Here is a 13,045-nt window from a genome sequence, read left to right as displayed (position 1 = left end):
TGCGTTCCCGCACCGTCCCATCGGGTCGTCGTTGTCTTCTCAGAAATCCTGGCCGGGTTTCTCGGCAGTCTTGTCAGCGTCCGCCATCCGGTATCGGACCAGCATCTGGCTACGCGACAGGAATGACTTGCTCGCCGGGCCCGTGAGCAGGGCAGCATGTATCACATTTGACCGGGTTAGTGCCAAATCCAATTCTACCGATTTCAGTGCGGTGACGACGGGAATCGGCGGCTTGGCGCCGCGATTTCCGGCATTTTGACGCGCCAGCATGTCCAATTTGCGGATTCCGTCCGCGGCCCCGTCGCTGGCGTGGATCAGGACCTCGACCGTGCCTTCCCGAAGCGCGCTTTCGACCTTGCCGAAGCCGGCCACGACCTGGCCCGCCTTGGCGGCGATCCCAAGGGCTTCCGTCACACTCCGAACCAGGAGCGCCTCGATATCGGCGGGAAGCGTCTGAGGGATGCGCAGCTCGCGCTTGAAGGCTTTGCTAAATTGGTGACGCCGGACGGCTTCCGCAACCGCCTCGCGCGAGGCAGTGATCCACATGCCCCGCCCGGGCAGCTTGCGCTTGAGATCGGGAACTATCTGCCCGTCAGGGGATACGACGAAGCGGATTAGCTCGTCGATCAGCCGGACCTCGCGACTGACCGCGCACATGCGCATGGTCGCGGACCTTTCGGTCCGCGGCCCATGGTCGAGTTCGCTGTCAGTGCTGGCGAGCATCCGGGCGACATCCTCCGTCGCCCTTAAGCCGGCTGATCTTCGGTTGCCTCGGCCTCTTCAGAGGGCTTGGCGAGATCGGCCTCGGTGATCCAGCCGGCCTTGACGCGCGCCTGCATGATCATCGCTTCGGCATCGTCACGGGAGATGTCGATGCCGTCGAGCGCACCCGGATGCTTGGCCTGCTCGCCGCCTTCCTTGCGCTCGGTCCAGCCGACCAGATCATCGGTGGCACAGCCGGCGAGATCCTCGACCGTCTTGATGTCGTTCTCGCCGAACTTTACCAGCATCTTCGAGGTCACGCCGGGCACGTCCTTGACGGCGTCCTCGACGCCCAGCTCCTTGCGCCTCGCCTCGATCTCGGCTTCCTGCTGCTCGAGATATTCGCGGGCACGGCTCTGGAGCTCCTGCGCGGTCTCCTCGTCGAAGCCCTCGATGCTGGCGAGTTCCTTGAGGTCCACCATCGCGAGTTCCTCGACCGAGGTGAAGCCTTCGGACGCCAGCAGCTGGCCGACCACTTCGTCGACGTTGAGCGATTCCATGAAGACGCGCGTGGAGTTCTCGAAGTCGGCCTGGCGGCGCTCCGATTCCTCCTGCTCAGTCAGGATGTCGATGTCCCAGCCGGTGAGCTGGGAGGCCAGACGCACGTTCTGGCCGCGCCGGCCGATCGCGAGCGAGAGCTGGTTGTTGGTGTCGGGCACCACGACCTCGATGCGCTCGCGATCCTCATCGATGACGACCTTGGAGACTTCGGCCGGCGCCAGCGCGTTGACCACGAAGGTGGCGATGTCGGGCGACCACGGGATGATGTCGATCTTCTCGCCCTGCAGCTCGTTCACCACCGCCTGCACGCGCGAGCCGCGCATACCGACGCAGGCGCCGACCGGATCGACCGAGGAATCGCGGGAAATCACGCCGATTTTCGCGCGCGAGCCCGGATCGCGGGCCACCGCCTTGATCTCGACGATACCGTCGTAGATTTCAGGCACTTCCTGCGCGAACAGCTTCGCCATGAACTGCGGATGGGTACGGGAGAGGAAGATCTGCGGGCCGCGCGTCTCGCGGCGCACGTCGAAGATGTAGGCGCGGACGCGGTCGCCGTTGCGGAACACTTCGCGCGGCAGCATCTCGTCGCGGCGGATGATGGCTTCGCCACGGCCGAGATCGACGATCACGCTGCCATATTCGACGCGCTTGACGACGCCGTTGACGATGTCGCCGATGCGATCCTTGAACTCCTGATACTGCCGGTCGCGCTCGGCCTCGCGCACTTTCTGCACGATCACCTGCTTGGCCGACTGCGCGGCGATGCGGCCATATTCCAGCGGCGGCAGGGTGTCGGCGATGGTATCGCCGACCTGGGCGCCGGGATTGGCACGCTGCGCATCGGCCAGCGAGATCTGGTTGGAATGGTTTTCGACTTTGTCGACGACGAGCATGTGGCGCGACAGCCGCAGCTCGCCCTTCTTCGGGTCGATCTCGGCATGAACGTCAGTCTCGCTGCCGTAACGGGCGCGCGCGGCCTTGGCGATGGCGTCCTCCATCGCCGCGATGACGATGCCGCGGTCGATCGATTTCTCGCGCGCAACGGCATCGGCGATCTGGAGCAATTCAAGTCGATTGGCGCTGACTGCCATGGCTAGTCTCCTTCGTCAGGCTCGATCTCGCCACGCCGCGCGCGTTCGGCGGCCAGGCGATGTTTCTTGGTATTGGTCGGGGCCGGCTTCTTCTTCGGCCTGGTGTTCCTGGTGGTCTTCTCGCTGATCTTGGCGTGCGGTGCCTGCGGCGGTTCCAGGCCGAGATCCCGGCGCATCTGGCGCTCCTCGGCCTTGCCGCGGCGCATGGATTCCGCGATCAGCTCGTCGGTCAGCACCAGCCGCGCCTCGCCGATATCTTCCATCGTCAGAAGGACGTCGGGATTGTCGCCGGCCTTGACGTCGTCGCGGTGCAGATGCACGCGGTCGCCTTCGACAGCGCCGAGCGTGCCGCGGAACCGCTTCCGCCCCTCATGGGCGACAGCCATCTCGATCTTGACGAGGTGCCCGGAAAAACGTTCGAAGTCGGAACGGCGCACCAGCGGACGATCGATGCCTGGCGATGAGATTTCCAGCCGGTAGGCGCGGTCGATGGGATCGGCGACGTCGAGCACGGGTGACAGCGCCCGCGAGACCGCCTCGCAATCCTCGAGCTGCATCGATCCGTCCGGCCGCTCGGCCATGATCTGCACCGTGCAGCCGGCTTCGCCAGAGATGCGGACCCGCACCAGGCGGTAGCCCATGCCTTCCAGCACAGGCGTTGCGACCGCAGACACCCGTGCCGCCACGCCCGGCTCGACCACGAGCCTCGGCTCGGCCAGCAACTCGGCATCGGTGGAACCAGTGGTCGGTCCGGTCATCGCAGGGATCAAGACGCTCGTTGGTTAACGCTTGGGTTAAGGCTTGGTTAACAAAGCCCGATTCGGAACTTTCCCGACAGCGTGTCGGGCTGCACCTTCCGCCCAGGTAATAAAAAAGAGCGGGTCCTTTCGGGCCCACTCTCACTACGCGGATCGTATGAGAAGATGAATTGGCGCTGATATAGCCCTTTCCGCTCGCTCGGACAAGGCCCATCGCAGCGGCGAGGAGGCTTTTTGCGCCCGATTCGCGGCCCCCTTAAGGCAACGCTTCTTTCATGAAGCAGGCCTAAATTCCCCGATTGTGGGGCGACTTGGACCAAGGGCGCACCCGCGGCGTGCCCTGTACGAGTTTGCGTTTTCATGACCGTTGCCACGTCGCTCATTCCCGAACTGGACGATATCGTCAAACGCGGCGACCCCAGGCGTCGCGGCGAGATCGCGCGCGCCATCTCCGACCTGTTCTTCCAGGATCCCGAAAGGCTCAGTCCCGAGCTGATTGATCTCTTCGACAATCTCCTGATCGATCTCGTCTCCCATGCCGAGCTCGCCTCGCGGGTGGATCTCGCCGAGCGCTTCTCGCGCCTGAACAATGCGCCGCCGCATCTGGTCAACCAGCTGGCGCGCGAAAACGAGATCATGGTGGCCGGCCCCGTGCTGCGCCGCTCGCCGGTGCTCGACGATGCCGCTCTGGTCGAGATCGCGCGGCTGAAGGGCCAGGGCCATCTGCTGGCGATGACCGAGCGCCCCGCTTTGTCGGCCGTCATCACCGACGTGCTGATCGAGCGCGGCGATCGCGACGTGGTGCGTCGCGCCGCAGGCAATGGCGGCGCGGTGTTCTCGCCCGGCGGCTATTCCGAGCTGATCAGGCGCGCGGCGCAGGACGGCGTGCTGACGCTCAAGATCGGCCAGCGCAGCGATCTCTCGGGTGAGAATCTGAAGGAGCTGCTCGACGGCACGCTCGACGTCATCCGCCGCCGTCTCTCCACCGTGGTCAATCCCGCGCGCCAGGTCGAGATCAAGCGCGCCATGGCGGCGATCGAGGAGGCGGCGCTACCGCCGGGACCGCGCCGCGATTATTCGGACGCGCAGCGTACCGTGCTCGCACTGCGCCGCGAGGGTCATCTCGGCGAGAGCGCGCTGCTCGGCTTCGCCAAGGCGCACAAATACGAGGAATCGATCGCTTCGCTGTCGGCAATGTCCGGCGTCCGCCTCTTGATCCTCGATCGCCTGATCGCGGGCGATCGCTACGATCCGATCCTGGTGCTGGGTCGTGTGCTGAATCTCGGCTGGCCCACGGTGCGCGCGCTGGTCCTGCTCTGGTACAGCCCGCAACGCACGCCTGCAGACGCCGACATCGAGGCGGCCCGCACGAACTTCTCCCGCCTGATGCCGGCGACGGCCGAGCGCGTCGTCAATTTCTGGCGCAACCGCCAGACGATTTGAAATGTCATTCCGGGGCGCGCGAGCGCGAACTATGGTGCGCGATTGCGCACCATAGTTCGATGCTGCGCATCGCCCCGGAATAACGGCTACACCCGCCTGAACCGCAAATACGCCGCCTTGCGCCCCTCGCGCGCGGCCTTCCGGCCGTAGCGCGTCATGGTGTAGCCCGCCCATGGCTGGCGGAAATCGTCGGCGCGCTCGGCAAGCCAGACGAAATCGGGAGAGCGCGCCAGATGCGACAGCGTCCAGGCGCAGTAATCGTCGATGTCGCAGACGAAGCGGAATTCACCGCCACGCTTCAGCACGCGCGCCATCGCCGCGATCATCCTGTCCTGGACGAAGCGCCGCTTCCAGTGCCGGCGCTTCGGCCAGGGGTCGGGATGGATCAGATCGATCCGTGACAGCGAAGCCGGAGGCAGCCAGGCCAGCAGCTCGGCGGCATCGCCGGCGAACAGGCGGATGTTGCCGATGTTGCCGGCCTCGATTTGCGCGAGGATCTTGGCCATGCCGTTGACATACGGCTCGCAGCCGATGAAGCCGGTGGTCGTGAAGTGCTGCGCTTCCGCCGCAAGATGCTCGCCGCCGCCGAAGCCGATCTCGAGCCGCACATCGTCTGCCGCGGGATCGAAGATCTCTGCGGCATTCGCCGGCGCTTCGCCCTCGATGTCGAGCGCGAGATGCGGCAGCAGCTGATCGACCAGCGCGGCCTGGTGCTGCCGCAGCTTGTGGCCCTTGCGGCGTCCGAAGAAGGCGCGCTCGCTGTCCTCGCGATTGGGATCTGATTTGCGTTCGCTCATCGCAGCGTCTGGTATAGCCGATGGAGCAGCCGCGCGCGCGGCGCGAGCGAGGAGACGTAGAGCTGCTCATAATGGGTGTGCGCGCCTTTGCCGTCGACGCCGAGGCCGTCGAGCGTCGCGGTATGCGCGGCGGTGAAATTGCCGTCCGAGCCACCGCCGGTATGGGTGTCGATCAGCTCGAAGCCGATTTCGGCGGCGAGCGTCTTGGCATGCTCGTACAGCGAGGCGCCGGCGTTGCTCTTCTCGTAGGGCGGCCGATTGAGCTCGCCCGTGACGGTGACGCTGACGCCTTCGGTCTTCGATGTCAGCCCGAGGATCTTGCCGACGAATTCTTCTGCGTCGGCAAAGCTCGGCACGCGCAGATCGACTTCAGCAAAGGCCTCTTCCGGGGTCACGTTGGGGCGTGTGCCGCCGCGCGCCACGCCGACATTCACGGTGACGCCGCGCTCCAGATCGTTCATGCCTTCGAGCGCCAGGATCACGTTGGCGAGCTCGCGGACGGCGCTGCGGCCGTCCTGGGGCCGCGTGCCGGCATGCGCAGGCACGCCCTTGATGAACACGCGGAAGCGTCCGACGCCCTTGCGTCCCGTGACGATCTTGCCGCCTTCGCGCGCCGGCTCCGTCACCAGCACGTATTTGGCCTTGCGTCCCTCGTTCTCAATCAGCGCACGCGAGGTGGGACTGCCGATCTCCTCGTCGGAGGTGAAGACATGGGTGATGCCGAGCGGCGAACGATTGCCAGCGGCGCACAGCGCGCGAAAGGCGTGATGGGCGATGTAGGCGCCGCCCTTCATGTCGTAGATGCCGGGACCGAATGCGCTGTCGCCTTCAACCTTGAACGGCAGGCGCTCGATGAAGCCCATGGGGTGAACCGTATCGAGATGGCTGAGGACCAGGACGCCTGGCTGATCCTGCCCCCACGCCGAACGCGCGATGAGATGATCGCCGCAGCCGTCGATGCCGGCGACGCGTTCGAGCGTGACGGGCAGGTCGCGATGTTGCTCCGCGACCAGCGACATCAGCTTGTTCACCTGTTCAGGTGTGTCCGTCGGCGTCTCGATCTCCACCCAGCGGCGGATGCCATCGAGAATAGTTTGGGAATCGAACCAATTGGCGCTGGTCATGAACGCATCTGTGCCTTCGAGCTGCATCATCGGAGAGGGCGCGCAGCAAAACGCGGCCGCAAATCACGACATAGGCCAGATTTCGCGCAGCCTCAAATCGGATCGAAGCGGCGCCTCAGCGTTTGTCGGGGCCTTCGCGCGCGGCGATCTGCTCGACGAGATCGACGATCGAGCGGCGCATCTTCGAGTCGGTGATTCGGGTGAACGCCTTGGTCAGTGCGAGACCTTCGGAGGTCGCGAGGAAGTCGGAGACGTAAGAGGGTGAGGCGCCTTCGCTGAAGCCGTCCGGCCCCGGCACGCCGCTCGGGCCGCCCTCGAACAGGAACGACACCGGCACTTGGAGGATCTCGGCGATCTGCTGGATGCGGCTCGCGCCGACGCGGTTGGTGCCTTTCTCGTACTTCTGAATCTGCTGGAAAGTCAGACCTAAAGCTTCACCGAGCTTTTCCTGACTCATGCCCAACATGATGCGGCGCATACGCACGCGACTGCCGACATATTTGTCAACAGGGTTGGGCGCTTTCGACATTTCCTCAGCCTCCAAACACCACCCTCAGCGCAATCGGCAAGTTGCCTCAGGTGCCAGCATCGTCAAAATCAAACCCTGTTATTGGGTCACATTGCGGAGAAATTTAGCAATGCGCCGCTGTCTTTCGCAGCCGGTGCAGAATGGGGAACCCGCGTGCAGTCTGTCAACCGTGGGACTGCGGTTGTCAAAGGATTCCGGCCGCGGCCCGCGACGCGAGTGCGATCAGGGGTGCCGCTTGGTCCCACGGCGGCGGAGCGCCAGAAATACCGCCAGCGCGACGAGCATCGCTGCGGGCGCATCGCCGACGCGCGCATAGACGGTCGGCGGGATCGCGGCGGGCAGGCTTGCATCCAAAATGCCTTCGATGCCGAGACCGAGGCTGGCAATCGTTCGCCCGACCGGATCGATCACTGCGGAGATGCCGGTATTGGCGGAGCGCACCAGCGGCAATCCGAGCTCGATCGCGCGCATCCGCGCCTGCTCCAGATGCTGATAAGGACCGGTCGAGATGCCGAACCAGCCGTCATTGGTGAGGTTCACGATCCAGCCCGGCCGCTCGCTTCGTCCGGCAACCTCGCCGGGAAAGATGGCTTCGTAGCAGATCAGCGGCAGTGCGCTTGGCGCGCCCGGCACTGAAAGTGCGTTTCGCACAGTTCCGGGAATGAAGCCGCCGCGCACGCGCGTGAGCTGCTCGAAGCCGAGCTTCTCCATCAGATCCTGATAGGGCAGGAATTCGCCGAACGGCACGAGATGCAGCTTGTCGTACACGGAGAGCACGCTGCCGTCGTGATCGATCAGATAGATCGAATTGTAGGCGCGCGTGACCGGCACGCCGCGCGGCAAATCGGGCGCGCGAACCGAACCCGTGATCAGCGTCGTGCCCTTCGGCAACAGCTCGGCGATTTGCGCCATTGCGTCGGCTTCGCGGGTCAGGAAGAACGGAAAGGCGGATTCTGGCCAGATCAGGAGGGTGGCATCGCGCACGCCGGTCGATTGCGGCCCGGAGGCGCGGTCCGACAGCGCGAGGTATTTCTTCATCACCTCGGCTTTGGCGGCGTAGTTGAATTTCGCGTCCTGCTGCAGGTCCGGCTGCATCAGGCGCAGCTTGGTGCCCGCGACCATCGTGGTCGGATGCAGCGACAGGCGGACCGCGCCGAAGATGCCCATGACGATCAGCAGCGCAATCGCAGCGGCGGGCACGCGCCATTGCAGGCGGCGATCGGGCGTGCGGTCGATCAGCGTCGCGGGGCTCGCAAAGATCGCAACCGTCAGGAACGTCATGCCCCACAGCCCGATCAGCGACGCCGTCTGCGCCAGCGGCAGCGGCTCGGATAGCGCATAGCCGAACGCGTTCCAGGGAAAGCCCGTCAGCGCGTGCCCGCGCAGCCATTCGCTGATGGTGAGGCTTGCCGCGAGCGCGAGCACGCGCGTGGCGTTCTTGGTCCAGAGCAGGCGCGCGAGCGCAAAGCCGATCGCCGTGAAGATGGAGAGATAGGCGGGCAGGCCCAGCACGGCGAACGGGGTCAGCCAGGCGAACACATCGGCGTCGACAAAGAAGGCGTAGCCGATCCAGTAGAGGCCGGGAACGAAATAGCCGAGCCCGAACCAGTAGCCGGTTAGCGCCGCGGCGGGCACGCCGCCATATCGTCCCGCGCCTGCGCCGTCGATCAGCCAGACCAGCACCGGAAAAGTAATGAACAGCACCGGGAATATATTGAACGGCGCCAATGCCAGCACCGACAATGCACCGGCGGCCATCGCGATGAGCGCGCGCTTCCAGCCCCAGGTGAGGATGATGGCCAGCGCGATCTGCCGAAGTCGCTGGAGCGCGCTCACTGCTGGCCGGTCCCCTCGCTCGGCGGCGGGGTGGGCGTGTCGCCGGCCGGCGGCTGACTGCCGTCCGGCGTAGCCTCGCGGCGGCGGCTCTCGCGCTGGGTGCGCGGGGCCGGGCGCTCCTTGCGGGTCGAGATGCGCAGCCGCTTGACGCGGCGCGGATCGGCATCGAGCACCTCGACCTCGTAATTGCCGGGGCCCGAGATCACCTCGCCGCGCACCGGCAGGCGGCCGACGAAGCTGACGAGATAGCCGCCGAGCGTCTCCACCTCCTCGCCGGCCTCGCCGGTGACGAAGTCCTCGCCGATCACGGTGCGGACGTCGGCGAGGCTGGCGCGGGCATCGGCGATGAAGGCGTTATCGGGCAGGCGCACGATCGACGGTGGCTCGTCGCTGTCGTGCTCGTCGTCGATCTCTCCGACGATCTGCTCCACGATGTCTTCCAGCGAAACCAGCCCGTCGCTGCCGCCATATTCGTCGACGACCAGCGCCAGATGAATGCGCGTCGCCTGCATCTGCGCGAGCAGGTCGATCGCGCGCATCGACGGCGGCACGTAGAGCAGCTTGCGGATGATGCGCGCATCCTCCAGCGGCAATGCGAGGTCGACCGCCCGCAGGTCGAGGCCCGCCGGGAGCGGCTTCTTGCGCTTGGTCTTGGCGGCTTCCGACACGCGCGCACGCGCGGTCATGAAGGCGAGCAGGTCGCGGATGTGGACGATGCCGACGGGATCGTCGAGCGTCTCGTTGTAGACCACGAGGCGAGAATGGCCGGCGCTCTCGAAGCGGTCCATCAGCTCGCCGAGCGGGATGTCGCGCTTCACTGCGACGATGTCGGCGCGATGCACCATGACGTCGGCGATGCGGCGCTCGTGCAGGCCGAGAATGTTGCGCAGCATGGTGCGCTCGACCGCGGAGAAGCCGGTGTCGTCGGGCGTGGTGGCGTCGAGCACGACCTGGAGGTCGTCGCGCACCGAGCCGGCCTTCCAGCCGAACAGCGTGCGGATGGCGCGCAGCAGCCAGCCCTCCGCAGTCGGCCGCATCACCTCGCCTGGCGTCACCACGGCCGGCAGATTGGCCGTGTTGCGCGGGTTGTCGTGGATTGGTTCGGAATCCGGCATCTCAATGCGTCCCCGGACGCTCGGCATAGGGATCGGGGATGCCGAGGTGCGCCAGGATCTGCGTCTCCAGCGCTTCCATTTCCTCGGCGTCGTCGTCGTTCTCGTGGTCATAGCCGATCAGATGCAGAAAACCGTGCACTGCGAGATGGCTCAAATGATGGTCGAACGGCTTGTGTTCCTCGTTCGCCTCGCGCCGCATGGTCTCATAGGCGATCGCAATGTCGCCGAGCATGCGCGGCGCATCGCCCTCCTTCCGCTCGCCCTCCGGCTGGAGCGCGGGAAACGACAGCACGTTGGTCGGCTTGTCGATGCCGCGCCAGTTGCTGTTGAGGGTGCGGATGCCGGCATCATCGGTCAGCATCACAGCCACTTCCGCGTCGGCGACGTCTTCATCGACGCTCTCGGCGGCGGCGGCAACCGCGCGCTGGATGACGGCTTCGGAATCGGGCTCGCGCTGCCAGCAATCGGCAACGACGAGGACCTCGGTCATGGGAAGGTTGGGATGGGCCATTGTGTTGTCTGGGACGAAAGGCGCTGTGTCGGCGCCCACTTGGTCCGGTTGCTATCTCGTCAGGATTGCGCGGCCGGCCGCTGCGGCGAACCTTCATAGGCGGCGACGATGCGCGCCACGAGCTCGTGGCGGATCACGTCCTCGGCTTTGAAATGAACCTGGGCGATGCCTTCGACTCCGCTCAAGAGGCGCGTCGCTTCAGCCAGGCCCGAAGTCTGGCCGTTCGGCAGATCGATCTGCGAGGGATCGCCGGTCACGATCATGCGGCTGTTCTCGCCGAGACGGGTCAGGAACATCTTCATCTGCATCGACGTGGTGTTCTGCGCCTCGTCCAGAATGATGGCGGCATTGGTCAGCGTGCGGCCGCGCATGAAGGCGAGCGGCGCGATCTCGATCTCGCCGGTCTGCAGCGCACGTTCGACGATGCGCGCATCCATCAGGTCATAAAGCGCGTCGTAGATCGGGCGCAGATAAGGATCGACCTTCTCGCGCAGGTCGCCGGGCAGGAAGCCGAGCCGCTCGCCGGCTTCCACCGCCGGACGCGACAGGATGATCTTGTCGACCTCCTTGCGCTCGAACAGCTGCGCGGCATGCGCCACGGCGAGCCAGGTCTTGCCGGTGCCGGCGGGCCCGATGCCGAACACCAGCTCGTGGCGCTTCAGCGCGCGGATGTAGGAATCCTGCGCGGGGGTGCGCGCGCGCACCGGACGCTTGCGCAAGTTGATGCTGTCGAAGGTCGCCTTGGCCGATTTGGCGTCGAACTCGAACAGCGACCCCTGCGCGATCACGGCGCGAATCGCGCCTTCGACCTCGCCTTGGTCGAGGTCCTGTCCCTTCACCGCCTGCGCGTAGAGCATCTCCAGCACGCGCCGCGCCGCGTCGCAGCCGTCGCGCGTGCCGCCGATGGTGATGTGGTTGCCCTTGGAGTCCACGACGACACCGAGCCGCCGCTCGATCTGCGCGAGGTGCTGCCCGTAGGGGCCGACCAGCGCGGATGCGGCACGGTTGTCGTCGAAGTCGATGACGACCTGGGTCTCGGGCGGAACTTGCATGTCGCGGTCAAATTTGCGGCTGGGAGCGATAGAAGACGAATCCGATGCACTTTTGGGCAAGGGTTCAGGCTCCAGTGGCTTGCGATAAAGCGGGCTCGCGCGCGCTGCGCGTTGTGGCGAGCTCGCCAAGGAAACTGTAGCGCTCGAGCCTGTCGATCCTGACCGGCAGGATCTGTCCGATGATGTCGGGCGAGGCCATCACATGGGCGGGCTGGAGGAATGCGGTGCGGCCGACGATCTGGCCGTCCTTGCGCGCCGGACGTTCGAACAGCACGTCGACCGTTGAGCCAATCGCAGCCTTGTTGAAGGCCGATTGCTGGCTGTCGATCAGTTCCTGGAGCCGCTCCAATCGCTGGTCCATCTCGGCGGGGGACACCGTCTCCTGCATATCCGCAGCCGGCGTTCCCGGCCGGGCGGAGTATTTGAACGAATATGCCGCAGCGTAGCCGATTTGCGTGACAAGCGCGAGGGTGGCGAGAAAATCTTGCTCGCTTTCGCCGGGGAAGCCGACGATGAAATCTGATGAAAAAGCAATGTCTTGGCGCGCGGTACGGAAACGGTCGATGACGCGCCGATAATCATCGGCGGTATGTTTGCGGTTCATGGCGGCGAGAATCCGGTCGGAGCCCGACTGCACCGGCAGGTGCACGAACGGCATCAAGGCCTCGAGATCGCGATGGGCTGCAATCAAGCTGTCATCGACGTCGCGGGGATGGCTGGTCGAATAGCGCAGCCGCGCAATGCCGGGAATCGTCGCCAGATGCTCGAGCAGGCGGCCGAGCGGCCAGGTTTTTCCGTCGGGACCCTCACCGTGATAGGCGTTGACGTTCTGGCCGATCAGCGTGAGCTCGCGCACGCCGTTATCGGCGAGCCGCTTCACGTCGTCGACGATTTTTGCGACCGGGCGCGAGACTTCCGAACCTCGCGTGTACGGCACGACGCAGAACGTACAAAACTTGTCGCAGCCTTCCTGCACCGTGACGAAGGCGGAAATGCCGCGCGCGCGGATCGCGTCGGGTTTGGGCTGGGCCAGGAAGCCGAACTTGTCGGCGGCCGGAAACTCGGTCTCGATCGCGCGGCCTTCATGGCCGGCGCGCTTCAGCAGATCAGGTAGGTGATGATAGCTCTGCGGCCCGACCACGACGTCGACGACCGGCACGCGGCGCACGATCTCCTCGCCCTCGGCCTGCGCCACGCAGCCGGCGACCGCGATCTGCATCGCGCGGCCGGAGCGCGCCGCCTCGTCCTTGGCAACGCGCAGCCGGCCGAGCTCGGAATAGACCTTTTCCGAGGCCTTCTCGCGGATATGGCAGGTGTTGAGGATGACGAGGTCGGCGTCCTCGGCGCTATCAGTCTCCACGAATCCTTCCGGAGCCAGCGTGTCCACCATGCGCTGGGCATCGTAGACGTTCATCTGGCAGCCATATGATTTGATGTGCAGCTTGCGCGGCGGCGTCATGGAACCCGGCATTGAGGTGGAGGACGGCCCTCAGATATAGGCTGGAGGGCCGAAAATCCAGCGA

At 65.4% G+C, this 13,045-nt stretch carries 12 protein-coding genes; 1 reads left to right on the top strand and 11 read right to left on the bottom strand.

Going from position 1 to position 13,045, the window contains the following annotated elements:
• Positions 1-39: 39 nt before the first annotated feature.
• From AC5V87_RS00205 to rimP, 3 genes are read right to left on the bottom strand one after another with little or no spacing between them, the layout of a single operon-like run.
• Positions 40-723, bottom strand: coding sequence for an RNA-binding protein (locus AC5V87_RS00205; RefSeq protein WP_495369652.1), 684 nt, complete (start codon positions 721-723; stop codon positions 40-42).
• Positions 724-746: 23 nt separating this feature from the next.
• Positions 747-2,357: a transcription termination factor NusA gene (gene nusA, locus AC5V87_RS00200; protein ID WP_456841621.1), complete on the bottom strand. Its 1,611-nt coding sequence runs from the start codon at positions 2,355-2,357 to the stop codon at positions 747-749.
• A gap of 2 nt (positions 2,358-2,359) precedes the next feature.
• Positions 2,360-3,115: a ribosome maturation factor RimP gene (rimP, locus tag AC5V87_RS00195; RefSeq protein ID WP_495369651.1), complete on the bottom strand. Its 756-nt coding sequence runs from the start codon at positions 3,113-3,115 to the stop codon at positions 2,360-2,362.
• A 360-nt stretch (positions 3,116-3,475) separates the two neighbouring features.
• Between rimP and AC5V87_RS00190 the strand changes: the two genes are divergently transcribed.
• Positions 3,476-4,558: a DUF2336 domain-containing protein gene (locus tag AC5V87_RS00190; protein ID WP_495369650.1), complete on the top strand. Its 1,083-nt coding sequence runs from the start codon at positions 3,476-3,478 to the stop codon at positions 4,556-4,558.
• A gap of 86 nt (positions 4,559-4,644) precedes the next feature.
• On the opposite strand, the gene trmB is transcribed toward AC5V87_RS00190, so the two are convergent.
• The 8 genes from trmB to miaB all read right to left on the bottom strand — a co-directional run bounded on the left by trmB (position 4,645) and on the right by miaB (position 12,981).
• Positions 4,645-5,355: a tRNA (guanosine(46)-N7)-methyltransferase TrmB gene (gene trmB, locus AC5V87_RS00185; RefSeq protein ID WP_456841618.1), complete on the bottom strand. Its 711-nt coding sequence runs from the start codon at positions 5,353-5,355 to the stop codon at positions 4,645-4,647.
• On the bottom strand, positions 5,352-6,509 hold the full coding sequence (locus AC5V87_RS00180; protein WP_495369649.1) for a M20 family metallopeptidase: 1,158 nt from the start codon (positions 6,507-6,509) through the stop codon (positions 5,352-5,354). The genes trmB and AC5V87_RS00180 overlap by 4 nt, the downstream gene beginning before the upstream one ends.
• An 85-nt stretch (positions 6,510-6,594) precedes the next feature.
• The gene (locus tag AC5V87_RS00175; RefSeq protein ID WP_018319423.1) at positions 6,595-7,008 is read right to left on the bottom strand and encodes a helix-turn-helix domain-containing protein; all 414 of its coding nucleotides are present in this window, start codon (positions 7,006-7,008) and stop codon (positions 6,595-6,597) included.
• Between the two features lie 222 nt (positions 7,009-7,230).
• Entirely contained in the window at positions 7,231-8,844 is a 1,614-nt protein-coding gene (gene lnt / locus AC5V87_RS00170; RefSeq protein WP_495369648.1) for an apolipoprotein N-acyltransferase, read from the bottom strand.
• Positions 8,841-9,959, bottom strand: a complete 1,119-nt coding sequence (locus AC5V87_RS00165) for a hemolysin family protein (protein WP_495369647.1) — start codon at positions 9,957-9,959, stop codon at positions 8,841-8,843. Before AC5V87_RS00165 ends, lnt begins: the two co-directional genes overlap by 4 nt.
• 1 nt (position 9,960) lies before the next feature.
• Positions 9,961-10,470 carry an rRNA maturation RNase YbeY gene (gene ybeY, locus AC5V87_RS00160; protein ID WP_456841615.1) on the bottom strand — a complete coding sequence of 170 codons (510 nt, stop codon included), beginning with the start codon at positions 10,468-10,470 and terminating at the stop codon, positions 9,961-9,963.
• A gap of 59 nt (positions 10,471-10,529) precedes the next feature.
• Positions 10,530-11,522 carry a PhoH family protein gene (locus AC5V87_RS00155; RefSeq protein WP_456841614.1) on the bottom strand — a complete coding sequence of 331 codons (993 nt, stop codon included), beginning with the start codon at positions 11,520-11,522 and terminating at the stop codon, positions 10,530-10,532.
• 64 nt (positions 11,523-11,586) lie between these two features.
• On the bottom strand, positions 11,587-12,981 hold the full coding sequence (gene miaB / locus AC5V87_RS00150; protein ID WP_495369646.1) for a tRNA (N6-isopentenyl adenosine(37)-C2)-methylthiotransferase MiaB: 1,395 nt from the start codon (positions 12,979-12,981) through the stop codon (positions 11,587-11,589).
• Between the last annotated feature and the right edge of the window lie 64 nt (positions 12,982-13,045).

The sequence above is a fragment of the Bradyrhizobium sp. SOJA106 genome (genome assembly GCF_059448745.1).
This window is presented reverse-complemented; position numbering and strand designations above follow the sequence as displayed.

Excerpts from the sequence above, each read along its gene's own strand:
- AC5V87_RS00205 (WP_495369652.1), bottom strand. The coding sequence starts at position 723 with ATGCTCGCCAGCACTGACAGCGAACTCGACCATGGGCCGCGGACCGAA.
- nusA (WP_456841621.1), bottom strand. The coding sequence starts at position 2,357 with ATGGCAGTCAGCGCCAATCGACTTGAATTGCTCCAGATCGCCGATGCC.
- rimP (WP_495369651.1), bottom strand. The coding sequence starts at position 3,115 with ATGACCGGACCGACCACTGGTTCCACCGATGCCGAGTTGCTGGCCGAG.
- AC5V87_RS00190 (WP_495369650.1), top strand. The coding sequence starts at position 3,476 with ATGACCGTTGCCACGTCGCTCATTCCCGAACTGGACGATATCGTCAAA.
- trmB (WP_456841618.1), bottom strand. The coding sequence starts at position 5,355 with ATGAGCGAACGCAAATCAGATCCCAATCGCGAGGACAGCGAGCGCGCC.
- AC5V87_RS00180 (WP_495369649.1), bottom strand. The coding sequence starts at position 6,509 with ATGATGCAGCTCGAAGGCACAGATGCGTTCATGACCAGCGCCAATTGG.
- AC5V87_RS00175 (WP_018319423.1), bottom strand. The coding sequence starts at position 7,008 with ATGTCGAAAGCGCCCAACCCTGTTGACAAATATGTCGGCAGTCGCGTG.
- AC5V87_RS00165 (WP_495369647.1), bottom strand. The coding sequence starts at position 9,959 with ATGCCGGATTCCGAACCAATCCACGACAACCCGCGCAACACGGCCAAT.
- ybeY (WP_456841615.1), bottom strand. The coding sequence starts at position 10,470 with ATGGCCCATCCCAACCTTCCCATGACCGAGGTCCTCGTCGTTGCCGAT.
- AC5V87_RS00155 (WP_456841614.1), bottom strand. The coding sequence starts at position 11,522 with ATGCAAGTTCCGCCCGAGACCCAGGTCGTCATCGACTTCGACGACAAC.
- miaB (WP_495369646.1), bottom strand. The coding sequence starts at position 12,981 with ATGACGCCGCCGCGCAAGCTGCACATCAAATCATATGGCTGCCAGATG.